Source organism: Streptomyces stelliscabiei (assembly GCF_014873495.1).
Lineage (GTDB): Bacteria > Actinomycetota > Actinomycetes > Streptomycetales > Streptomycetaceae > Streptomyces > Streptomyces bottropensis.
In genome coordinates, this window is record NZ_JADBGF010000001.1 from 4,978,675 (window position 1) to 5,001,243 (window position 22,569).

A 22,569-nucleotide genomic window follows, 5' to 3' on the forward strand; every position below is an offset into this window, starting at 1 on the left:
TACGGAAAGCTCGCGAAACTCACCACGTGAGCCGTCCTCCAGGGATGCCATGACGACTGGTCGCATCCCAAGGGGAAGCCGAAGCGCGACGAGGAGGCCTCACCGGCGCACGGCGCGGGGTCGAGGAGGAGACCGGCCACCGCTGCGCGCCCGGCCCCGGCTGCCCACGGCCCACCACGTGGTCACCGGCCGGGCCAAGCAGAAGAGTTACTGGGCCGCCGAGGTGACCGACGGTCACCTCACACCCGACGACGAGGTGGACCGGATCCCCTGACTGGACCCGGCCGCCGCCCGTGACCGCCTCGCCCAGCCCCGCGACCGCGAACTGGTCGACGAGTTCCCGACGGCCCTCCGCAACGCCTGACGCCCACCCGCTCGGCGCCCGCGACACGCTCACCCGGCCCGCCGCTCACACCCCGCTCGCCGTGTGCCCCTCCGCGTCCGTCCGGGCCAGGCTCCTGGCCCGCCGGGCGGGCCCGCGCCAGCCGCAGCTGCATCTCGCCACACAGAACCGGCCCTGCTCGACGGTGGTCGTCCGATGCTGGGGGAGTACCGGCTCGCTTTGATGCGCCACACCGACAACGCTACCCAGGGCGAGCGACCGCGATCCCTTCCACCCCCGGCCGGCGCGAGCCGCCCGGCGCCCCCGCCCCTCGCCCCGCGTCCTCCCGCGTGACGACCGCCTCGACCTGTCGTTATCCGAACGAGCAGGAGACCCGGTTCGGACACGGCCAGGGGGATGGCAGGCGATGGTGACGCGGCGGCACAACAGAACGGGCGCGGCATTCGTCGCGGCGGGACTCCTCGTCGGCGCGACCGGTGTGACGGGCTGCCAGGGCGGCCCCGACGACGCTCTCCCCTCCGACCCGGTGGACCTGCTGCGCCGCGCCGCCCCCGCCCTCGTCCGCGCGGGCAGCTCCAAGGCCCGTACGGAGATGGAGATGGCCACCGGCGGCACCCGCGTGACCATCCACGGCGACGGTGTCTACGACTTCGGCCGACAGCTCGGCAGGCTGAAGGTGCTGCTCCCGCACGACCCCGCCGGCCGCAGCGAGCACCGCCCGATCACCGAACTCCTCTCCCCCGGCGCCCTGTTCATGAAGAACCGGGGTGCGGGCGTGCCCGCCGACAAATGGGTCCGCGTCGACACGGGCACCCTCTCCGACGGCAATCTGGTCACCGGCGGCGCCACCGACCCCTTCGCCGCGGCCGAGGTGCTGCGCGGGACACGTACGGCGAGGCTCGTCGGCGAGAGCGAGGTGGACGGCACCCGGGTCCGGCACTACCGCGGCACCGCCGACCTCACGACCGCCTCCCGCGTGGCCTCCGAGGGCAACCGTGCCCCGCTGCGTGCCGCCGCCCGGGGCTTCGCCACCGCCCGGGTGCCCTTCGACGCCTATCTCGACGACGAGGGCCGCATCCGGAAGGTCCGCCACCGCTTCAGCTTCGTCAACGGCGCCCGGCAGGGCACGATCGCCGTCGCCTCCACCACCCTGCTGTACGACTTCGGCGTCCCCGTCGCCGTACGGCTGCCGAAACCCGAGGACATCTACGCCGGGAAGATCGCCGAGGAGTAGCGGAGAGAGCCGTAGCGGAGAGAGCCAGTAGCAGAGAGTACGGGGCCGGAAATGGTCCGTTGGTGCCATGCGCGGGCTGTGTGCCGCTGCCTACCCTAGGAGTCGGTGGCGGCTGAGAAGAGGTGATGCGCGTGGCTCCGGCAGGCGGTACGGCGGTTCAGGACCACGTGGCCCTCGCCGAGATCGAACTCTGCGGCGACCTCATCATCGCGGCCTCGACCACCGACGGCGACCGCCTCAGCCCCGATCGCATCGACGAGGTCCTGCGGGTCTGGGAAGAGCGCGCTCACGAGGACGGACCGCCCCGGTAGCGGACGGCCGCGCGCGCGTCGCCCTCCGGCGGCTCGGCCCCGGCCACCGCACCCGGTGGCCGAAAAGCACCCCCCGCGCGAGAGACCCCGGCGCTCAGGTCCGCAGCAGCCGCCCGATCGCCTTCGTGGCCTCCTCCACCTTCGCGTCGATCTCGGCACCGCCCTTGAGAGCGGCGTCGGCCACGCAGTGCCGCAGGTGTTCCTCCAGCAGCTGGAGCGCGAAGGACTGCAACGCCTTGGTGGAGGCGGAGACCTGGGTCAGTATGTCGATGCAGTAGACGTCCTCGTCGACCATCCGCTGGAGCCCACGGATCTGCCCCTCGATGCGCCGCAGACGCTTGAGGTGTTCGTCCTTCTGGTGGTGGTACCCATGGATTCCACGGTCGTGGTCGGTCACGACACCCTGCTCCACGCCGTCTACGGCGGAGGGCGCTCCCGCGCCGGCCCCTGTGGTCGTCATCGCAGCCTCCAGACATATACCCCTACCGGGTATATGGTAGCGAACTTTGGCGGGTATACGCCCTGCGGGCGGCCCCCGTGCGAGCCGATTGGCCTGATGGGCGACACTGGGGGACGGCCCATTAGCCGTGGCCGGATGATGCGCCTAGCATCAGCCTGACCGAAACCCATGCATACCGAGGACCCCACGTGCGCTTTCGTCTGACCCCCAGGGAGACGAGCTTCTATGACATGTTCGCCGCATCCGCGGACAACATCGTCACGGGCTCGAAGCTCCTCATGGAACTGCTCGGGGCGGACGCCGCCGGCCGGGCCGAGATCGCAGAGCGTATGCGGGCCGCCGAACACGCCGGTGACGACGCCACACACGCGATCTTCCACCAGCTGAACTCCTCGTTCATCACGCCCTTCGACCGCGAGGACATCTACAACCTCGCGTCCTCCCTCGACGACATCATGGACTTCATGGAGGAGGCCGTCGACCTGGTCGTCCTCTACAACGTCGAGGATCTGCCCAAGGGCGTCGAGCAGCAGATCGAGGTACTGGCGCGGGCGGCCGAGCTGACCGCCGAGGCCATGCCGAACCTGCGGACCATGGCCAACCTCACCGAGTACTGGATCGAGGTCAACCGCCTGGAGAACCAGGCCGACCAGATCCACCGCAAGCTGCTGGCCATGCTCTTCAACGGCAAGTACGAAGCCATCGAAGTGCTGAAACTCAAGCAGATCGTGGATGTGCTGGAGGAGGCGGCGGACGCGTTCGAGCACGTGGCGAACACGGTGGAGACCATCGCCGTCAAGGAGTCCTGAACCCTTCATGGACACCCTTGCTCTGGTCGTGACCGTCGGGGTCGCGCTCTTCTTCACGTACACCAACGGCTTCCACGACTCCGCGAACGCGATCGCGACCTCGGTGTCGACCCGCGCGCTGACGCCCCGCGCGGCCCTCGCCATGGCCGCGGTGATGAACCTCGTCGGCGCGTTCCTCGGCAGCGGGGTCGCCAAGACGGTCAGCGAGGGCCTGATCTCCACGCCCGAGGGATCCAAGGGGATGGGCATCCTCTTCGCGGCCCTGGTCGGCGCGATCACCTGGAACCTCGTCACCTGGTACTTCGGGCTCCCGTCGTCCTCCTCCCACGCCCTGTTCGGCGGCATGGTGGGCGCGGCGCTCGCGGGCGGTACGACCGTCTACTGGTCCGGGGTGCTGGAGAAGGTCGTCATCCCGATGTTCATCTCCCCGGTGGTCGGCCTGGTCGTCGGCTACCTGGTGATGGCGGCGATCATGTGGATCTTCCGCCGCGCCAACCCGCACAAGGCCAAGCGCGGTTTCCGTATCGCGCAGACCGTGTCGGCGGCCGGCATGGCCCTCGGCCACGGTCTGCAGGACGCCCAGAAGACGATGGGCATCGTCGTGATGGCGCTGGTCATCGCGGACGTCGAGGACTACGGCGATCCCATCCCGGTCTGGGTCAAGATCGTCTGCGCGGTCATGCTCTCCCTCGGCACCTACGCGGGCGGCTGGCGCATCATGCGCACCCTGGGCCGCAAGATCATCGAACTCGACCCGCCGCAGGGCTTCGCCGCCGAGACGACCGGCGCGTCGATCATGTTCATCACGGCCTTCATCTTCAAGGCCCCCATCTCCACCACCCACATCATCACCTCGGCGATCATGGGCGTCGGCGCGACCAAGCGCGTCAACGCCGTCCGCTGGGGCGTGGCCAAGAACATCATCCTCGGCTGGTTCATCACGATGCCGGCCGCGGCCCTCGTCGCCGCCGCGAGCTTCTGGATCGTGAACCTGGCGGTCCTGTAGCGGCCGCAGGCACCCTGCGACGGCGGAGGGCCCGCCCCCGGGAGACCGGGGGCGGGCCCTTCACCTACCTCGCGGCGGCACCGCCATGCAGCACCGCGAGGGGTTCTTCGCGGGCGGCGGCCTAGCCGAAGCGCCCGGAGATGTAGTCCTCCGTGGCCTGCACGGACGGGTTGGAGAAGATGCGCTCCGTGTCGTCTATCTCGATCAGCTTGCCGGGCTGCCCGACGGCCGCGAGGTTGAAGAACGCCGTACGGTCCGAGACACGCGCCGCCTGCTGCATGTTGTGCGTCACGATGACGATCGTGAAGCGCTCCTTCAGCTCACCGATGAGGTCCTCGATGGCGAGCGTCGAGATCGGGTCGAGCGCGGAGCACGGCTCGTCCATGAGCAGCACCTTCGGCTCGACCGCGATCGCGCGGGCGATGCACAGCCGCTGCTGCTGGCCACCGGACAGACCGGAACCCGGCTTGTTCAGGCGGTCCTTGACCTCGTTCCAGAGGTTCGCGCCCTTGAGGGACTTCTCGACGATCTCGTCCAGCTCGGACTTCTTCTTGCCGCCGACCAGCTTCAGGCCCGCCGCCACGTTGTCGTAGATCGACATCGTGGGGAACGGGTTCGGACGCTGGAAGACCATGCCGACCTCACGCCGTACGGAGACCGGGTCGACCCCGGTGCCGTACAGGTTCTCGTCGTCGAGCATGACCTTGCCCTCGACCCGGCCGCCCGGCGTGACCTCGTGCATCCGGTTCAGGGTGCGCAGGAACGTGGACTTGCCGCAGCCGGAGGGGCCGATGAAGGCCGTCACCGTGCGGGGCTCGATGGCCATCGAGATGTCCTCGATGGCCCGGAACGAGCTGTAGTAGGCGTTGAGGCCGCTGACGTCGATTCGCTTGGCCATGGAGATCACTGCTTCTTTCGCGGGGGAACTGGTCGCTGTATGGCCGCGTCAGCGACCGGCCACGCGGGGGAGCCGCATGTTGTCATCGTGGGGCCTTCCAGCGGGCGATGCCGCGGGCCGCCAGGTTCAGGATCATGATGAAGGCGATCAGCGTCAGCGACGCCGCCCAGGCACGGTCGTACGCCGCTCCGGAACCGCCGCTCTGCTGGAACTGCAGATAGATGTACATCGGCAGCGAGGCCTGCGGGTCGGCGAAGGGGTTCGCGTTGATGTAGTTCGAACCCCACACCAGCAGCAGGACCGGAGCGGTCTCACCGGCGATACGGGCGACCGCGAGCATCACACCTGTCGTGATACCACCGATGGCGGTGGGCAGCACGATTTTGAGGATGGTGCGCCACTTCGGCACGCCCAGCGCCAGCGAGGCCTCGCGCAGCTCGTTCGGGACGAGCTTGAGCATCTCCTCGGTGGACCGGACGACGACCGGCAGCATCAGGATGGTCAGCGCCATCGCGCCGGCGAATCCGGAGGGGCCCATGCCCAGGATCAGGATCCAGGTGCTGAGGATGAACAGACCCGCGACGATCGACGGGATGCCCGTCATGACGTCGACGAAGAAGGTGACGGCCTTGGCGAGCCTGCCGCGGCCGTACTCGACCAGGTAGATCGCGGTCAGCACGCCGATCGGCACGGAGATGACGGCGGCGATGCCCACCTGCTCCAGGGTGCCGAGGATGGCGTGGTAGATACCGCCGCCGGGCTCGGTGGTGGAGACCACGCCCATCGAGTGGGTGAGGAAGTAGACGTCGAGGACCTTCACACCGCGCACGATCGTCTCGTACACGAGGGAGGTCAGCGGGATCACGGCGAGCAGGAACGCGACCCAGACGAGGCTGGTCGCGACGCGGTCCTTGGCCTGGCGCTTGCCCTCGACGCGCGCGGCGATGCCGTACGAGCCGAGGACGAAGAGGACGCCGGCGATCAGGGCCCACTGGATGGAGCTTTCGAGGCCGGCCACGGCGCTGATGCCGAGGCCCAGGGCGACCGAGCCGGCGGCGACCGCCCACGCGAACCACTTGGGCAGGGACGCGGCACGCAGCGTGCTCGGGCCCTTCGGGGTGAGAGTTGCGTTGCTCATGCGTTGGCCCCCGAGAACTCCTTGCGGCGGGCGATGATCAGCCGGGCCGCGCCGTTGACCAGCAGGGTGATGACGAACAGGACCAGACCGGAGGCGATCAGGGCGTCCCGGCCCATCTCGGTGGCCTCACTGAACTTGCTGGCGATGTTCTGGGCGAAGGTGCCGCCGCCCGGGTCGAGCAGGCTGAGGTTGATCTCGAAGCTGGACGACAGGACCATCGCCACGGCCATGGTCTCGCCGAGCGCGCGGCCGAGGCCGAGCATGGAGGCCGAGATGACACCGGAGCGCCCGAAGGGCAGCACCGCCATGCGGATGACCTCCCAGCGGGTGGCGCCGAGGGCCAGGGCGGCCTCCTCGTGCATCCGCGGGACCTGGCGGAAGACCTCACGGCTCACGTTGGTGATGATCGGCAGGATCATGATCGCGAGCAGGATGCCGACGGTGAGCATCGAACGGGGGGCGCCGCCCTGCCATTCGAGGACGCCGGTCCAGCCGAGGTAGTCGTTCAGCCAGCCGTAGAGCCCGTCGAGCTGCGGTACGAGGACCAGGATGCCCCAGAGGCCGTACACGATGGACGGCACGGCGGCGAGGAGGTCGACCACGTACGCGATGGGGCCGCCGAGCCTGCGCGGGGCGTAGTGCGTGATGAAGAGGGCGATGCCGACCGCGACCGGGACCGCGATGGCCATCGCGATGACCGACGAGACGATGGTGCCGAAGGCCAGGACCGCGATGCCGAAGACCGGCGGAACCGCGGTGGGGTTCCACTCGAAGGTGGTGAAGAAGTTGGCCTCGTCCTTGCTGATCGCGAGCGCGGCACGGTAGCTGAGGAACACGGCGATGGCCGCCATGAGCACCAGCAGGAAGATGCCGGATCCCCGGGACAGGCCGAGGAAGACCCGGTCACCGAGACGGGTCACGCCGCGCTCGACGCGCTTGTCCTCGCGGGCCTCGGAAGGCGGTGGGGTGGGGGGAGCGGGAGTGTCTTTGGTCGATATGTCCATCAGGTTCTCCGGTCTGCGGAGCCGGCACCGGAAGGGCGGCGGCTCGGGGCGGAGCCGTCCGCGGTGGCGGGAGACTCCTGGCGGCGGTGCACCGGACGGTGCGGCCCAGTCCCGGTCGGGGCTGGGCCGCACTCAGGTCAGCTCAGTTCCGAGATGGTCGTACGGACCTTGGTGATGATCTCCTCGGGCATCGGGGCGTACCCGGCCTCGGAGAGCAGCGCCTGGCCGTCCTCGGACGCGACATAGGTGAGGAAGGACTTCGTGGCGGGCAGGGTGTCCGCCTTGTTGCCCTTGTCACAGACGATCTCGTAGGTGACGAGGGTGATCGGGTAGGCGCCCTCGGCGGTGGGCTTGTAGTTCAGCTTCAGCGCGAGGTCCTTGCCCGTGCCGACGACCTGGGCCTCGGAGATGGCCTTGGTGGCGTTCTCGACGGTCGCCTTGACCGGCTGGGCGGCCTCGGTCTTGACGTCGACCGTGCTGATGCCGTCCTTGGCGTAGGAGAGCTCCATGTAGGAGATCGCGCCCTTGGTCTCCTTCACGCCCTGCGCGACACCGGAGGAACCCTGCGCGGACTGTCCGCCCTTGGCCTGCCAGGCCTTGCCGCCCTCGTACTTCCAGCTGTCGGGGGCCGCGGCGATCAGGTACTTGGTGAAGTTGTCCGTGGTGCCGGACTCGTCCGAGCGGTGGAAGGCCTGGATCTTGAGGTCGGGCAGCTCGGCGTCGGGGTTGAGCGCCTTGATGGCCTTGTCGTTCCAGTTGGTGATCTTGCTGTCGAAGATCAGGGCGAGGGTCTTGGCGTCCAGGATCAGGTTCTCGACACCCGGGACGTTGTAACCGACGGCGATCGGACCGCCGACCATCGGCAGGTCGATGCCCTGGCCGTCGGTGCAGACCTTCTTGGAGGCCGTGACCTCTTCCGGCTTCAGCGCCGAGTCGGAGCCCGCGAAGGCGACCTGGCCCTGGGTGAACGCGGTGATGCCCGCGCCCGAGCCGCTGCCCTTGTAGTTGATCACGACGTCCTTGCAGGTGCCCTGGTACTGCTTCACCCAGGCGTCGATCGCGTTCTTCTGCGCGGAGGAGCCGTCGGCCAGCAGCTGGCCCTTGGCGTCGCCGCAGTCGATGTTGCCGGCGGCGGGCGCCGAGCTGTCGCCACTGCCGCTCGCGCCGCCACTGGTGTCGTCGGACCCGCAAGCCGAGAGGGTCAGTACGCCGGTGAGGGCGACAGCACCGAGAGAAAGGGCGCGCAGCCGGTTCTTGCGCTGAAGCTTCACTTTCGGGAGTTCCTTCCAGGAGCCGCCGTCCACATGGCGGCGTGCGAAGTCGTCGTATCAGCCTCAGGACCTGTCCGGCTGATGCCGCCAGTCCCTCGAACTGCTGTCGTCACGGGTCGTGGGGCCGCATTTCGGTCCACATCCCGCACCGGGTAAGGCCGAAATTAGGCAGATCAGGTGAAGCCGCCGATGGCCGGAAGTGAACGGCGAGTGAACCCCTGCCGAAAGTGCGGTGAGGTCACGGAACGCTCACGGGAAGGGCACGTGGAGATTCCGATACGGCGATCCCCGACCGCGCATCTCACGGACCTCAAGCGTGGCACACGGCCTCACCGCCCTCACGTCACATCACACTCTGCGCACATTCAACTACAGAGAGGAACAATCCCCAGTCCGGCCCCCCTCTACGCCCCTCCAGGACCCCCGCCCGGCCACCAGGGCCGCGGGCCGCGCAGAATCGGGGGTCGCAGGGGCCACAGCCCCAGGTCGACTACGGACAGGGGAGAGGGAGGGGAGAGGGAGGAGAATCCGGGAACCCCGCTCCCACCAACCCCGTCTCGTTCCACGACCCACCACGCGGTGCACCGGGAGACGCACATGGAACGACGCATGTTCATCGGCGGCGGCGCGGCCGCGCTCACCACCCTGACCGCATCCGCCTGCACGGGCACCGACCCCGGCCCCGCCACCCGCGCCACGGACACCTCCCTGCGCACCACCACGACCACCGGCACGGGCATCGCGTCCCGGGCCTCCGCCGCCAACTGGGCCGCCCTCGCCCGCGACCTCGACGGCCCCCTCGTCCGCCCCGGCGACAAGGCCTGGTCGACGGCCCGGCAGCTCTACAACACCCGCTTCGACACCCTGAAGCCCACCGCCGTCGCCTACGTCGCCCACGCCGACGACATCCGTACGACCCTCGCCTACGCCAGGGCCCACGACATCAAGGTGTCGATACGCAACGGCGGCCACTCCTACGCGGGCTGGTCCTCCGGCAACGGCCGCCTGGTCGTGGACGTGTCGAAGCTGAACAAGGTCCGCGCCTCCGGCGGTGAGGCGGTGGTGGGGGCCGGCGCGAAGCTCATCGACGTCTACCGCGCCCTGGCCGCGAAGGGCGTGACCATCCCCGCCGGCTCCTGCCCGACCGTGGGCGTCTCCGGCCTGACCCTCGGCGGCGGCCACGGCGTGACCTCCCGCGCCTACGGCCTGACCTGCGACAGCCTCACCCAGGCCACGCTGATCACGGCCGACGGCAAGCAACTGACCGCGAACGCCACCACCAACAAGGACCTCTTCTGGGCCCTACGAGGCGCGGGCAACGGCAACTTCGGCGTCGTCACCGAACTGCGCTTCAAGACCCACCCGGCGCCCCAGGGCGTCACCGCCTACCTCACCTGGCCGTGGTCCAGGGCCGCCGCCGTGGTGAAGGCCTGGCAGGAGTGGGGCCCGACGCAGGCCGACGAGATCTGGTCCTCCTGCCACCTGGAGAACGGCGGCAGCCCGTCCGTCGCGGTCGCCGCCTTCTCCCTCGGCACCTACGGCGACCTGGAGAACGCCCTCGACCGCCTGGCCGACCGCGTCGGCACCCCGGCCCGCAGCGTCTCCCTCAGGCGCCGCTCGTACGAGGACGCCATGGAGGGCTACGCGGGCTGCGGCTCCTTCTCCACGGACGCCAAGTGCCACCTGCCCGGCTCGACCCCGGGCCGCTCCCCCCAGGGCGCGCTGGGCCGCGAGACGTACGCGGCACGCTCGGACTTCTACGACCGCTCGATCTCCTCGGCGGGCATCCAGACCCTGCTGACGCAGATCACGGGCGTGAAGGGCGGAGCCGGCAGCATCGCCCTGACCGCCCTCGGCGGCCAGGTCAACCGCGTCTCCCCCACGGCCACGGCCTTCGTCCACCGCCGCTCCCGGATGCTGGCCCAGTACCTCGCCTCGTGGAAGAGCGGCGCCTCGGGCACGACGGCCCAGTCCTGGCTCACCACGGCCCACAAGTCCATGACCCGCCACGCCTCGGGCGCCGCCTACCAGAACTACACCGACCCCACCCTCACCGACTGGCGGAAGGCCTACTACGGCGACGCGGCCCCCCGCCTGACCACCCTGAAGAAGAAATACGACCCGAACCGCTTCTTCACGTTCCCGCAGGCCCTGTAGACCCCCGTGAGGAGGGCCCCGTAAGGGGCGCGGGGGCTGGGCCCCGTAAGGGGCGCGGGGAACTGCGCGACAAGCCCCCACCGACCCGCGCCCGCCTCACAGGCGACCCCCCGAACTACTAGGCGCTCAAGGGGGGGTCGAAGATCCGAGAGGTGGAAGGGGCCGGGGGGTGGAAGGGGCACAGCCCCTGGGGATGGGACGGGTAGGGGCCGGCGGGGGCGACCCCCCCCCCCAGGCGCACCCGGGCCAGACAGCAAGCCCCCAGACAGCAAGCGCCGCCGCAGCCGCCCCTCAGGCAGCCAGATCCCGCTCCTCCGCGGAAGCGCCACCCACCCGAGCCCCCGGAATCACCGCACGCCCCCCGTCCCGCCCCCGAGCCCGCACGACCCACCCCACCCGAGGCGACCGCTCCACCGCCTTCATCAACGGCGTGAGCAGAGCCATGGCAAGCGGCGACAGCAACAGCACGACAGCGGTCCCCAGCGCGAACCCACCGATCACGTCGGTCGGATAGTGCACCCCCATGTACACCCGGATGAACCCGCCCAGCAGCCCGATCACCAGCCCGACCATCCCGAACCTCCGGTTGGCGACGAACAGCCCCACCGCCATGGCCATGATCAGCGTCGCGTGATCGCTCACGAACGAGTAGTCGGTCTTGCCGGAGACCAGCACCTCCAGCCCCTCATGATCGAGAAAGGGCCGAGGCCGCTCCACGAAGCCGCGTATCGGCACGTTCACCAGCACGGCGACCCCGGCGGCGAGCGGCGCCCACAGCAACGCGGCCACGGACGAGGCGGCATCCACCTCGCCCCGCTTCCGCACGCCCCACCAGCACCACACGATCAGCAGCACCATCGCGACGAGCAGCCCGTACTCACCCACGAACTCCATCACCCGGTCGAGCCAGGTCGGGGCGTCCTTCGCGAGGCCGTTGATCTCGTACAGCAGCTCGACGTCGGGATTCGATCCGGAATCAGCGGCAATTGCGGCATGCGCGGCGAGTCCAGCCATCGTGCTGCGGCCCTTTCGTCATCGTTCTCGCGACCGCACCCTTACGTGCGCCGCGCTTGCCACCCCCGTGGTCTACGTAGTGCTTCCGCGTGAGCGTCAACGGGCTACGTCAATCAGGAACGCACACTCCCCTTCAATGCGTTCCACCCTCCACCGAATGATCACGCAGACGTTATCGAAGAGAGACACATCTCTGCAGCTCAGGGCAGGGGTTCACAGGCAATTACGGCGCTGTCAGACCGTTGTGGGCAATGCTTTCGCGCCATCTTCGGTGACCCGGGTGGCGCCGAAGTAGTCGGGGGTGTCAATCGGGTCGAAACGGATGACGGCTCCCGTGCGCGGAGCGTCGATCATATATCCGCCCCCGACATAAATTCCGACGTGCCGAATGGCGCGGGAGTCGGTGAGGTCGTCGGAGAAGAACACCAGATCCCCGGGCAGCAGCTCGTCCCGCGAGGGATGCGGGCCGGCGTTGTACTGATCGTTGGCGACCCGCGGCAGCGTGATGCCCACGGTCTTGTACGCCGCCTGCGTCAGCCCCGAGCAGTCGAAGCGTCCGCCCTGCTCAGCGGTACCGGTGCCGCCCCACAGATACAGCGTCCCGAGCTTCTTCTGCGCGTACGCGATGGCCCCGGCCGCCTGCTCGCTCGGATCGACCCGCGACGTGGGCGCGGCGAAACTCTCCGACAGCGTGGTGATCGTCTTGACGTAGTTCTGCGTCTCCTTGTACGGCGGCACGCCCCCGTACTTGATGACGGCGTACGCCCCCGCGTTGTAGGAAGCGAGCATGTTCGCCGTCGGATCACCGGGTACGTCCTTCACGTACTTCGCGAGCGAGCAGTCGTACGAGGCGGCCGACGGAATCGCGTCATTCGGGTCCCAGACGTCACGATCCCCGTCCCCGTCCCCGTCGAGCCCGTGCGTGGCCCAGGTCCCCGGGATGAACTGCGCGATGCCCTGCGCGGCGGCGGGGCTCTGCGCCTTCGGATTGAACCCGCTCTCCTGGTACAGCTGTGCGGCCAGCAACGCCGGATTGATGGCGTCGCACAGATTGCCCCACTTCTGCACGAGCGTCTGATACGCGGCGGGCACAGCGCCCTTGGCCAGCCCGACGGACTTCCCGCCGATGCCGCCCGCGAGGTTCCCGGCGACCATGTAGACACCCACGACCAGCAGCAACACGAAGCTGAGCCCAACGCTGCCGGCGGCGATCACCACGATCCATGCCTTACGCACCGTCAACCGCCCCTCACCGCGCGCCAGTCCGCCGTCAGCAAGTGTAGAGGCGGCCACCCTCCTGAGGAATGATCACCAGAGGCCCCGCGGCCGACTCACGACATCCGTTCCCACCCCCGAGGAGGCACACCCCTCGTGTCCGACATCCCCCCGGACCTCGACTGGATCCGCGCCGCCCCCGAGGACGCGACCGGCCCCGGCCCCTGGATCGAACTCGCCTTCGAACAGGGAAACGGCGAGAACGACCCCGAGGCCCCCGTCCACATCCGCGAGACGAGCGCCCCCGAGAACGTCGTCACGACGAACCGCAGGAAGTGGGACGCGTTCGTACTGGGCGTACAGGCGGGGGAGTTCGACCACTTCGTGGCGGGGGTCGAGGGATTCGAACCGACGCGCAGGACGCCGACTGAGACGACGACAGAGCCGACGAGGGCGGCGACGAGGGCGAGGCGGACGGAGACGTAGGCCGGCGGCGCTGTCGGCGGGGCGTGCCAGGATCTCGGCATGAAGGTCACCGTCCCGCTCCCGACCCAACCGCACACGTCGACGGTGTACGCCGACTGGGCCCGGGCACACGACCCGGCCGGCGAGCCCGTGGCGCTCGACGCGCTGGAGGCGGTGCGCGCGCGGATCCACGAGGCGCACGGGAAGCCGGGCCGTTTCCTGACCGGCATGGAGCGCCGGGCCGCGGGGCTGCCGACCGCGCATCTGCCGTGGTTCTGGGACACGGTGGGCCACCGGCTGGCCGGCTGGAGCGCCCGGTACGCGGGGAAGGCGTTCGCGCTGGCCCGGAAGGCGGAGCGGCAGCACGGGCTGCCCGTGGACGTGGAGTGGTACCGGGCGAACCTCCTGCTCTTCGCGGGACTCGGGGCCCTGCCGGCGAAGGAGTTGACCGGCCATCAGCGATGGCTGGCCGACGCGCTCGCGGCGGACGAGGCACACACGGAGTACGTAAAAGTGCTCACGGCGTGGGCGGCGTCACCGGGCGAGCTGCCGGCGACGCTCGCGCCCCGGGTGCGGGCGTCCGCCGAAACGGCGGGCCTGGGCCGCGACGAGGACGCGCGCGTGCTCGCGGCGGTGGTGGGCGCGGCCCGGGAGAAGGCCGTACCGGACGCGCTGCTGGACGCGGTCGCGGGCCTGCTGGCGGAGTTCCCGCAGGACGACGAGGTGAACGCCGCGTTGGTGGAGGTGTTCCCGGACTCGCGGGGCGACGCGGCGGCCTGGCTGCGGGTACTGCTGCGCTCCGGCGCGGCGGAGGCCGTGGTGGCCGGGCGGGTGACCCCGGAGGGCGGGGTCGGCGGGTGGCTGGGGCGGTACGCGCGGATGTACAAGCATGCCCGGGTGGCGGGCGGGGGCGTCACCTCGCAGCCGATGCCGCCCGAACTGTTCGAGCTGGTGGCACTGTTCGCGCCCCGGCTGCGCACGGCGGAGACGCCCGTACGGCTGCACGAGGACCGCTACCGGCATCCGGAGCTGGACGCCGACCTGCTGGACGCCTGTCTCGCCGAGGGGATCGCGGTCGAGGACCCGGGCGAGGCGATCCGGCTGCGCTTCTGGGGCAGCCGGTCGCGGCGCGAGCTGGCCGCCCTCGCGGCCGACCCGGTGTTCGGACCCCGGCTGGAGGGCACGGTCCACGCCGGACGGCGCGGTGGCGGCACCGCCATCACCCGGCTGCCGGAGAACGCGGCCATCGCCGCCGAGGTGCGCGTACGGATCGAGAAGCTGATCGACGAGCTGCGGCACGGCGGGATCGCGGCGGCCGACGAGGCGGTGGACGAGCTGACCGGGCTCCTCGACCGCCCGACGGTGACCGCCCTGGCCGGCGTCGAGGAGGCCCTGGCCGCCCTGGACCTGACCGGCCCGCTGTCCCGGGCCCTGACCGCCGGACTACCGGAGGAGCTGGGCTGGCCGGCGCTGGAGGAGGTCCTGACCGAGTTCACCACGGGGCCGGACGGCACAGCCGGGGACGCCGTCAGGGGTGTGACCGCCACTTGGCCCGTCCTGACCGTCTACGGCGACGACCGGGCCGTGGCCGTGGACCACGCGGGCCGGCGCGGCGACTGCGCCTTCACCCTTCCCGAGGGCGCGACCAGCCACAGCGTGCACTTCACCGGCGGCCGGTTTCTGGTCGGCTGGACCACCGACCAGCGGTTCACCTTCGGCGGCCACGCCTGCTGGGCCGACCGGCCCGAGGAGGTGTTCACGCCGGAGGAGCGCCTCGGCCTGCGCCCGTACGACGGGCTCATCGACGGCGGCCTCGGCTTCCAGTTCGCGGGCCCCGACGGCGGCCGCCACGACGGCGACCGGGTGCTGCGGCCGGGCGACCGGTCCGGGATCGGTGGCCGTGAGCTGCAGATGAGCGACGGCGAGCGGTTCTGGAGCGCCGACGTCTTCCGCGGCAACTGGCAGCGCGTGGACCCCTCGACGGGCGCCCGCACCGGCGACGCCACCCTGCCGGCCTTCCACAGTGAGGCCGAAGTGCCGCCCGGCCGGGCGGTGTTCGCGGACGCGCTCACCCTGGCGGCCCTGCCCGAGGACGCCCCGCCGTCGCCGCTGGGCCAGGACGGACGCCTGACCGGCTGCCACGTCCAGTACCGCACCCCGTACGCGGGTCCCTCCCCGACCGACTTCCTGCTGCGGACCGTCGACGGCCGCGAGGGCCGGTTCGTGAGCACCCGCCCGGGCCTGCACCCGTGGGGCATCCTCCGGCCGCCCGCCGGCGGCGAGGACGCCGTCCTGGTGGAGCCGCGTCACGTACGGGTGCACGCCGTCGCCGACGGTTCCCTGCTGTGGGAGTCCCACGGCTTCCCCGCCACCGAACGCCACCGGGGCCGCAAGCCCTCGGGCCACAGCGTCGGCCCCCTGCCCCCGCCCGCGTACTGGCACTTCCTCACACCGCGCGACGACTCCTCCTCCAAGTCGCTGCGCACGGTGCGCGACGACGACGTACGCTTCCTGCTCGACGCGGCGGCCGAGAAGCCGTCACCGGCGGCCGTACGGGCCGAGGTGACCCGGCTGCTGCCCGGCGTGACCGAGCCGAGGGTCGTGGACGGCGTGGTGCGGGTGACGCTGCTCGCCGCCGATGTGCGCCGACGGCGCGAGGCGCTGTCCCGGCGCGTGCGCATCATGCGGTCGGGACCGGTGGTGACCCTGCCGGCCGAGATTCCGGACACCGCCCTGTCGCCGGCCCTCCACGGCCTCCTGCCCGAACTCCGCGCCCACGACGCCCCTGTGCCCGGCCCCCGGCCGGCGACGCTGACCGCCGTCGCCGCGGACGGCCGGTATCTGCGGGGCGAGATCGACGACGAGACCCGGCGGCTGGCCCTGCCCGCCGAGCCACTGGACTGGCCCGCCCTGCTCGGCCAGGTCGACGCCGTGGCGTGGCGGGCCGCGGTGGAGACCACTTCCGCCGAGGAACGGGAGGCCCTGGCGGCGCTGTTGCGCACCTGGAACGGCCAGCCGTTCGCCGAGCGCGGAGGGCGCTGGCGCACCGGCCGCGCACCGCTGCCGGCGCTGCACGCGTCCCGTTCCGCCGGAAACCTGATCACCTCGGCCGGCGAACGCGGCGGCACCGCCCGCTTCGTCCAGCGGGCGGCCGATCCGGCGCCGCCTCCCGGACCCGCCGAGCCGGGCGCCGGCCACACGACAGTGACCGCCGAGCGGGACGACGGTTACGCGACGGTGGCCGTCGAGGGGGACGACACCGCCCGTCTGCCCGAGCTGCTGGACCTGGTGGAGCGCCGGGGCCCGCTGCCCCTGCCCGCGCGGGCGGTCGAGGCCTTCTCCCGGCGCACGGGGGTGCGCGGCCCGATCGCGCTGCTGGTCCTGGCCGGTCTGCCCCGGCGGAGGCGGCACGACGACGACGCGAAGATGCTGCGCTCGCAGCCGTACAGGGCGAGCAAGCAGCTCGCCGACGAGTACCACGCCTACTGGCACCGCCTCGGCCCGGCCGGCCGCCGCGCGGTCCTCGCGGCGGGCGTGCCGCAGGCCCCGGCCGAGCTGTGGGAGGACGGGGGAACGGTCGCGGCCGCGGAGCGCATGGCCGAGGCGTGGAGCGGACTGCTCGGCGCCACCCCGTACGTCGACGACGACCTGGCCGACGCGCTCGACGCGGACCTGGGCCTTTCCGGCACCTGGGCGCACGCCCTCACCACCGGCCTCGTGCCCGCCGACCGGACGTGCTCCGGCGCCCCCGGCTTCGTGCTGGCCGGCGGTGTCGGTGGCGGCCTCCACCTGCACCAGGCGGCACCCGACGGCACGCCGGGCGCGCGCGTGGGCGGCTACGCGCTCCCCGACCGGCAGCTCCTGACCGTCGTGGCCTGGGCCCTCACCGAGCGCCCGGTCGGCGACCCCGCGGCAGGGGGCGCGGTACGGCTGTTCGACAGACTGCGGGCCCTGCTGGACGCCCCCGGCACCCTCGTCCCCCTGGGCCGCCACCCGTCCCTCGCCACCGCCGCGCCCGCCACCCCGGACTTCGCGCCCCACACGGGCCCGGTACTTCCCTGCCCACAGCCCCTGCGGGCGAACGCCACCGCGACCACCGCCGTGTACGACGACGGCCTCTTCGTGGTGAGCGTCCCCCACGGCGACGTCTTCCTGCACTCCTCCACGCTCACCGGACCGGCCGGACCGTCAAGGCTGGAGCGGGCGGAGCACCTCTGCGCCGAACTGGCCCTGCCCCGGCTCCTGAACGAGGTCCACGCGCTCCAGGAGCTGCGCACCGGCGGGCTCCTCCGGATGACCGAGCGCGCCTCCACGACGCCGGTACGGCCGGGCGGCTACGAGCTGAACCCCGCCCTGAGCATCCCCGATCTGGTCACCGAGGCCGCCGGCACACTGGGCGTCGCCGTCGACGCCGCGACGCTGTTCCTCCAGCTCCTGACCCTTGCCCGCCCCACCGACCGGAACATCCGCCGCTGGAACGGCTGGACCCCCGCCCGGCACAAGGCCGCGCAGTCACAGCTGCTGTCCACGCAAGCGGTGACACAGGACAAACGCCCCAGGGCAGGCCGCACGGCATTCGTACCGGGTTCCTGGACCGACCTCAAGTCCCCCCACCTCCCCCTGGAAACCACCAAACTGACGATGCACCGGGCCACCTCCACCACCCCGACCCACCTGCACAGCCCCTTCACCCACCTCCTGTGCCCAGCGCCCCCGCACGAACTGTTCACCACGGCTTGGGCGAACACACACGGCTGAGCCGGGGCGGCGGCCACTGGACCCCCTGCCGCGCTCGCGGGGGACCGACTCAGGTCGGGAACTCGCCCAGCCAACCGTGCCGAAGCAGATGCCGAGGGAGGTACTCGGACTCGACGTCGATGGGGAAATCGCCGTCGAAGGCGAGGCAGGCGATGGCCAGGGGGCCCAGGGCGACCGTGCCGTCGAGCTTGCCTTCCCGCTCCTCGTCGCGCGTCCAGTACGCCCGGTGCAGTTTCAGCGCATCGACCAGCGCGGGACCGAAGCCCTCTTCGTCCCTACGGACGAAGGTGTAGAAGAGGTTGATCGGCGGGTAGAGCACACCGTCCAGCAGGTCGCGCGGAGCGATCCGGGCGACGGCGGGATCCGAGGCCTGGATGGTGGCGGTCAGCTTCTCCACCAGGCCCGGCCTGCGCGACCAGTAGGTCTGCAGGGTGTCGACCCAGTGGTAGATGTACTCGTCGTACTGCCCGTCCGGTGAGCGCAACCGGTCCAGGGGGATCTCGCACAGTTCCGTCATACGCCGCTGGTCACGGCAGATGACGGCCAGCCAGAAGGCGGTGAGCCACGCCCCCGCGTCGGCGGTCGGCAGCGGTCCGACCGCGGGCAGGGTGCGCGTCTTGTGGTTGATCCGGCACTCGACGGTCCCCTCGCTCACCCCGGTCACCGCGAACAGGGCGGACCCCACCTGCATCGCGTTCACAGCGGCTTCCCACGTCTCCACCGTCGCGGCCCGAGGGTCGACGACACAACGCGCGCGCAGCGCCATCACAGCGGTGCCGAACATCGAATCGATCACTGCCGTCGACCCTTCAAGACGGTCGATCCCTTTGATCAGGTGCTCGCTCACCCGCTCCGCGAACTGCTCGGCCTCAGGTCCTGCCGACCGCCCGTGCCTGGCGATGTGTACGGTCACGGAAGCGTCCCCTTGCTGATGTCGAACCGACGGTACTGGTAGCCAGTGTATGTCCCCGCGTTTTTCTCCCCCTTGACAACGGTGTATTCGAATTTGTTGTCCTCGATGGCCCTTTCTATGGCCTCCACCACATCGAATTCACCCCGACTCTTCATGGCCTCCAGAATGTCGTAGAAATATTCCCTGCTGCCTTGGGAAACCTGCTTGCCGTTCGGGAGTGTGCGCCTGCCGAAATCCGTTCCCGGACTGCTCTTTGCCTCGATGACGACCACCCGGCCGTCCTCGTGGGTCCACACCTGGTCGAACTGGTCGTTGCCGCTCTTCGGCCCGAGAAGGGGCTCGTCCGTGAAGTCCGGATAGCGCTCGGCGATGTAGTGGTGCCTCGCGGCGTTCTCCCCCAGCGCCTCGGCCGCGCCCCCCATCGCCGTGTGGGACTCCTTGTACGACCCCTTGGCCTCGCCCCAGAGCCCGGCCGATTCGTGGGTCTGCCGGATCTCGTGGGCCCGGCCCGTCTCCGCCTTCCACTCCGACATGAGGTTGTCCCATTGGATGGCGAGATGCCGGGTCCGCGCACTCTCCTCCAGCAGTCGAAGCCTGGCCCGGCTGGACACCGTGTCCGCGCCGACACCGATGTACTTGTCGTCGAGAAAATGCGGCTTCGGCGGCGCGGGAACATCCTTGGCGCGAACCCACGGAGAATTCTCCGACACCCGAGTCAGCTGAGGCGGTGTCTGCCCGCTCTCGTCGTAGAGCTCCAGACTCTTGCGCGTGCCGTCTTTCCGGTAATAGTGCTCGCGATATCCGGGCTCGTTGTTCGCCCGATAGACCTGGATCTCCTCGATCTGCTCCCTCGTGAGAGATCCACGGGGACCGTAGGGGTCGCCGCCCTCCCTCATGAAGTCGGGCCGCGCACCGCCCGCCGCTCCCGTACCTGCACCGCCGCCCGCCCCCGTGCCGTGGTCCGGCCCGTTGCCGACGGCATCGTCACCGCCATGCCCCAGATCGTCCATGCCTCCGCCGGCGCGACCACCCGACCCGCCGCGGCCCACCGGCGGCTCTTCGCCCGCGCGACCGCCCGTACCGACGACATCGTCCCCACCGCGACCCCCCACACCCGCGCTGTCGCCGACATGGGCCCTCGCTCCGGCACCCACGACCTCGCGCTCCCCACGGCCGGCCCCCGCCCCCTCCTGCCGGACGCCGTCCCCCGCCCGCTGCTCGGCGGTGGCCTCGTGCCTGATCCCGTCCAGCGACTCCCGTACCGTCCCGTCGGCGTTGTGCATCACCAGCGTCTTGGTGTCGAGATAGACGACCTGGCCCTCGGGGGTCGTCATCCGGACGGAGTTCTCGGGGGTGAGTCCGGCGGGAAGGTCGTCGGTGATGTTCGGCACGTCGGCGATCCGGTACGTGCCCTCGCCGAGCCTGATGTGCGTGCCGTTCGTGATCCCCCGCAGGCCGGCCATCACGTCGCTGATCCTGACGGCGGCCCCGCCGACCCCCTTCGCGAGGTACGTCATCGGGTCGACGATCCGCCCCGCCCGCCCCGCGAAGGAGATGGCCTTCGCGATCGCACCCGCCTTGCCGGTCCCGGCGACCGCCCCGCCCGCACCCCCCGTGAAGACCGTGGTCAGGACGTTGAAGGTGACGGCCCCCGCCGCCCGCGACGGGTTCTTGCCCCACTCGTCGTACGCGATCAGCGCCTTGCCGGTCTCCACCACCGCCGTACGGGAGTCGCGCAGCCAGGAGGGGAGCTTGTCGTCGGGTGCCAGCCAGTACGCGGCGCCGACGACCGGTACGGCCGTGATCACGATGCCCGTCAGAAGCTTGCCCAGCCCCGTCCACGCCTGGCCGGCCGCGTCCCAGCCGTCCACGCCCACCAGCGTGCCGAGCCCCCGGATCGTCCCCCACACGCCGTCGACGAAGAAGCCGACGGTGAAGTCCCAGGCGTGCTCGTGGAAGTAGTACCAGGGGTTGGACTCCTCGACGACGTCACCCCAGGGCAGACCGCCGGCGTGGTCGAGATCCTCGGCCCGGTAGCCGTACATGTTCTTTTTGTTCGAGCCGTCGCCGACGACGAGCGGCTCGCCCCCGACCAGCGCGACGATCTTGTTGTGGCAGGCCAGTTCGGCGGCCTGGAAGGCCGCCCACGCGGCGTTCACCGCGCTGCGGCGGCTCGTGTTCTCCTCGATGAGGTCGCCGTCCGCGACCCAGTCGTCGTCGTCCGCGACGCGCCGTTCGAACGCCGCCGCCTCCTCGCGGAGCGAGTCGAGCCGGTCGACCAGGGGCCGGACCTCGGCCGCGTAGTCGAGCAGCGCCTTGGAGACCGTGCTCAGTTCGGTCTGCAGGTCGTGGCCGGCCGCCGCGACCGGCGCGGTCGTCGCGAAGAGCTGGTCGGCCTCGGGCGCCTTGTAGAAAGGTTCCAGCAGATTGAAGTTGGCGTCGATCAGCAGCCCCGCCGCCCCGACCGCCATCCCGTCGAACGCGATGTCCCCGGCGTCCGTCTCCAGCTGCTCCAGATTTCCCGTGAACTCCGGTATCTCGGCCGAGACAACGGGCCTGTCCTCGCTCACGTCTACCCCCGTGGACGCCCTCGCAGATTCGTCACATCAACTCGGCTCCCCACCCACGCGCCTGACGCTTGGACAAAAAGGGGCAGTCAGTCGATCATTTGTACCAAAGTTGCGATCGCGATCCCGTGCAGTTCTGGCCAAAGCTCGGCCCCACCGGGACACCGGGCCCCCACACACGACCCTTACGTCCACATCAGGCACACTCGAACCCCGGAGAACACCGGATCGACAGAACAGGCCCGACGCCCCGTCAGAAGCGGGGCCGGGCAAGCCCCCAGAGGTGACGAAAGGGGAATAACGACGGAACCACACCACAGGTTCCGTTTCATCCTCGTTGCCCGGCGTGACCTGCCGTGATACACAGAGTGACGATACGACCCTTCGCTTACCGTTCCGCACCCCCCGCCAGGGGCCCACGCGGACCGGCGGCAAGGGATCCGTACGAAAACCGCCAATCAATGACGCCAAGTCGACATACGTCAGCGTCATTGTCGGCGAGAATGGGCCCGACCTCTGCGCACCCGCGCGGAGGCGTGCGGAGCGGACGCCGAGGCGCACGCCCCACACAGCCACCGAAGACAACAGAACTACCCATTAGGGGCGGTGACTTACATGTTCGTTGCGGCCGACAAGGGCGACATCACCACCATCATCGGCGGAATCGCCCCGGACTGGGGGCCTTTCGGCAGCCTGGGCAACGAGGCGCGCGTGATGATCGAGGTCGTGATGGCGGTCGCCATCCTCCTCTGCCTCGGCATCGCGATCTGGGGCGCGGCCAAACAGCGCATCGGCGCGACCGCCCTGCGCGACACCTTCAGCGCCGAACAGGGCAAGGGCCTCATCATCGCCGGCCTCACCGGCGTCTTCATCATCGGCTCCCTGGGCACCCTCTTCACCATCGTGTACGGCATGGCCGTGTAGCGCGGCGGCCCGCCCTCGTCCCGGCCGGGCCGCCGACTGCGCCCAGTTCCCCCTCCCACCCCACCCGTCCGTCGTGCCCACC

17 protein-coding genes and 1 pseudogene are annotated in these 22,569 nt (G+C 70.5%); 9 read left to right on the plus strand and 9 right to left on the minus strand.

The features are described 5' to 3' along the window. Positions 1–48: 48 nt before the first annotated feature. The 3 genes and pseudogenes from H4687_RS46570 to H4687_RS21985 form a co-directional block, all read left to right on the plus strand. Positions 49–364, plus strand: a pseudogene (locus H4687_RS46570) (NUDIX domain-containing protein); the annotation flags it as partial. Positions 365–749: 385 nt separating this feature from the next. Further along, a complete protein-coding gene (locus H4687_RS21980) occupies positions 750–1,577 on the plus strand; it encodes a hypothetical protein (protein ID WP_050399174.1) in 828 nt (275 codons plus the stop codon). A gap of 125 nt (positions 1,578–1,702) precedes the next feature. Continuing rightward, positions 1,703–1,888 carry a hypothetical protein gene (locus H4687_RS21985; RefSeq protein ID WP_020115737.1) on the plus strand — a complete coding sequence of 62 codons (186 nt, stop codon included), beginning with the start codon at positions 1,703–1,705 and terminating at the stop codon, positions 1,886–1,888. Between the two features lie 94 nt (positions 1,889–1,982). On the opposite strand, the gene H4687_RS21990 is transcribed toward H4687_RS21985, so the two are convergent. After that, complete coding sequence (locus tag H4687_RS21990; protein WP_046918535.1) at positions 1,983–2,348, minus strand: metal-sensitive transcriptional regulator; 366 nt, start codon at positions 2,346–2,348, stop codon at positions 1,983–1,985. 188 nt (positions 2,349–2,536) lie between these two features. Here H4687_RS21990 and H4687_RS21995 point away from each other — a divergent pair, with 188 nt between their 5' ends. Then, the gene (locus H4687_RS21995; RefSeq protein WP_046918534.1) at positions 2,537–3,157 is read left to right on the plus strand and encodes a DUF47 domain-containing protein; all 621 of its coding nucleotides are present in this window, start codon (positions 2,537–2,539) and stop codon (positions 3,155–3,157) included. Between the two features lie 7 nt (positions 3,158–3,164). Next, positions 3,165–4,163 (plus strand): inorganic phosphate transporter, encoded by a 999-nt coding sequence (locus H4687_RS22000; RefSeq protein ID WP_046918533.1) that lies wholly within the window; start codon positions 3,165–3,167, stop codon positions 4,161–4,163. Positions 4,164–4,284: 121 nt separating this feature from the next. Here the strand turns inward: H4687_RS22000 and pstB are convergent, their stop codons facing one another. The 4 genes from pstB to pstS all read right to left on the minus strand — a co-directional run bounded on the left by pstB (position 4,285) and on the right by pstS (position 8,474). Further along, the gene (pstB, locus tag H4687_RS22005) at positions 4,285–5,061 is read right to left on the minus strand and encodes a phosphate ABC transporter ATP-binding protein PstB (protein WP_028797089.1); all 777 of its coding nucleotides are present in this window, start codon (positions 5,059–5,061) and stop codon (positions 4,285–4,287) included. A gap of 82 nt (positions 5,062–5,143) precedes the next feature. Then, positions 5,144–6,199, minus strand: a complete 1,056-nt coding sequence (gene pstA, locus H4687_RS22010; protein ID WP_046918532.1) for a phosphate ABC transporter permease PstA — start codon at positions 6,197–6,199, stop codon at positions 5,144–5,146. Next, positions 6,196–7,203, minus strand: coding sequence for a phosphate ABC transporter permease subunit PstC (pstC, locus tag H4687_RS22015; RefSeq protein WP_046918531.1), 1,008 nt, complete (start codon positions 7,201–7,203; stop codon positions 6,196–6,198). Before pstC ends, pstA begins: the two co-directional genes overlap by 4 nt. 137 nt (positions 7,204–7,340) lie before the next feature. Continuing rightward, a complete protein-coding gene (pstS, locus tag H4687_RS22020; protein WP_179860084.1) occupies positions 7,341–8,474 on the minus strand; it encodes a phosphate ABC transporter substrate-binding protein PstS in 1,134 nt (377 codons plus the stop codon). A gap of 597 nt (positions 8,475–9,071) precedes the next feature. Between pstS and H4687_RS22025 the strand changes: the two genes are divergently transcribed. Then, the gene (locus H4687_RS22025; protein WP_046918529.1) at positions 9,072–10,631 is read left to right on the plus strand and encodes an FAD-binding oxidoreductase; all 1,560 of its coding nucleotides are present in this window, start codon (positions 9,072–9,074) and stop codon (positions 10,629–10,631) included. A 291-nt stretch (positions 10,632–10,922) separates the two neighbouring features. On the opposite strand, the gene H4687_RS22030 is transcribed toward H4687_RS22025, so the two are convergent. Together H4687_RS22030 and H4687_RS22035 are read right to left on the minus strand one after the other, a co-directional pair. After that, positions 10,923–11,645, minus strand: coding sequence for a phosphatase PAP2 family protein (locus H4687_RS22030; RefSeq protein WP_192781700.1), 723 nt, complete (start codon positions 11,643–11,645; stop codon positions 10,923–10,925). Between the two features lie 234 nt (positions 11,646–11,879). Next, complete coding sequence (locus H4687_RS22035) at positions 11,880–12,887, minus strand: C40 family peptidase (RefSeq protein WP_046920241.1); 1,008 nt, start codon at positions 12,885–12,887, stop codon at positions 11,880–11,882. A gap of 129 nt (positions 12,888–13,016) precedes the next feature. Here H4687_RS22035 and H4687_RS22040 point away from each other — a divergent pair, with 129 nt between their 5' ends. Further along, on the plus strand, positions 13,017–13,346 hold the full coding sequence (locus H4687_RS22040) for a hypothetical protein (protein ID WP_050399169.1): 330 nt from the start codon (positions 13,017–13,019) through the stop codon (positions 13,344–13,346). A 39-nt stretch (positions 13,347–13,385) separates the two neighbouring features. Continuing rightward, entirely contained in the window at positions 13,386–18,083 is a 4,698-nt protein-coding gene (locus H4687_RS22045; RefSeq protein ID WP_050399167.1) for a hypothetical protein, read from the plus strand. Positions 18,084–18,132: 49 nt separating this feature from the next. On the opposite strand, the gene H4687_RS22050 is transcribed toward H4687_RS22045, so the two are convergent. Both H4687_RS22050 and H4687_RS22055 read right to left on the minus strand, forming a co-directional pair. Further along, positions 18,133–18,996: an immunity 49 family protein gene (locus tag H4687_RS22050; RefSeq protein WP_046919025.1), complete on the minus strand. Its 864-nt coding sequence runs from the start codon at positions 18,994–18,996 to the stop codon at positions 18,133–18,135. Beyond that, positions 18,993–21,566 (minus strand): hypothetical protein, encoded by a 2,574-nt coding sequence (locus H4687_RS22055; protein ID WP_050399165.1) that lies wholly within the window; start codon positions 21,564–21,566, stop codon positions 18,993–18,995. The genes H4687_RS22050 and H4687_RS22055 overlap by 4 nt, the downstream gene beginning before the upstream one ends. Positions 21,567–22,178: 612 nt before the next feature. On the opposite strand from H4687_RS22055, the gene H4687_RS22060 reads away from it, so the two are divergent. Further along, positions 22,179–22,487, plus strand: a complete 309-nt coding sequence (locus H4687_RS22060; RefSeq protein WP_013002563.1) for a hypothetical protein — start codon at positions 22,179–22,181, stop codon at positions 22,485–22,487. The last annotated feature ends 82 nt before the right edge of the window (positions 22,488–22,569 follow it).

Coding starts and splice junctions, on each gene's coding strand:
- H4687_RS21980 (WP_050399174.1), top strand. CDS start 750: ATGGTGACGCGGCGGCACAACAGAACGGGCGCGGCATTCGTCGCGGCG.
- H4687_RS21985 (WP_020115737.1), top strand. CDS start 1,703: ATGCGCGTGGCTCCGGCAGGCGGTACGGCGGTTCAGGACCACGTGGCC.
- H4687_RS21990 (WP_046918535.1), bottom strand. CDS start 2,348: ATGACGACCACAGGGGCCGGCGCGGGAGCGCCCTCCGCCGTAGACGGC.
- H4687_RS22000 (WP_046918533.1), top strand. CDS start 3,165: ATGGACACCCTTGCTCTGGTCGTGACCGTCGGGGTCGCGCTCTTCTTC.
- pstB (WP_028797089.1), bottom strand. CDS start 5,061: ATGGCCAAGCGAATCGACGTCAGCGGCCTCAACGCCTACTACAGCTCG.
- pstA (WP_046918532.1), bottom strand. CDS start 6,199: ATGAGCAACGCAACTCTCACCCCGAAGGGCCCGAGCACGCTGCGTGCC.
- pstC (WP_046918531.1), bottom strand. CDS start 7,203: ATGGACATATCGACCAAAGACACTCCCGCTCCCCCCACCCCACCGCCT.
- H4687_RS22025 (WP_046918529.1), top strand. CDS start 9,072: ATGGAACGACGCATGTTCATCGGCGGCGGCGCGGCCGCGCTCACCACC.
- H4687_RS22030 (WP_192781700.1), bottom strand. CDS start 11,645: ATGGCTGGACTCGCCGCGCATGCCGCAATTGCCGCTGATTCCGGATCG.
- H4687_RS22045 (WP_050399167.1), top strand. CDS start 13,386: ATGAAGGTCACCGTCCCGCTCCCGACCCAACCGCACACGTCGACGGTG.
- H4687_RS22060 (WP_013002563.1), top strand. CDS start 22,179: ATGTTCGTTGCGGCCGACAAGGGCGACATCACCACCATCATCGGCGGA.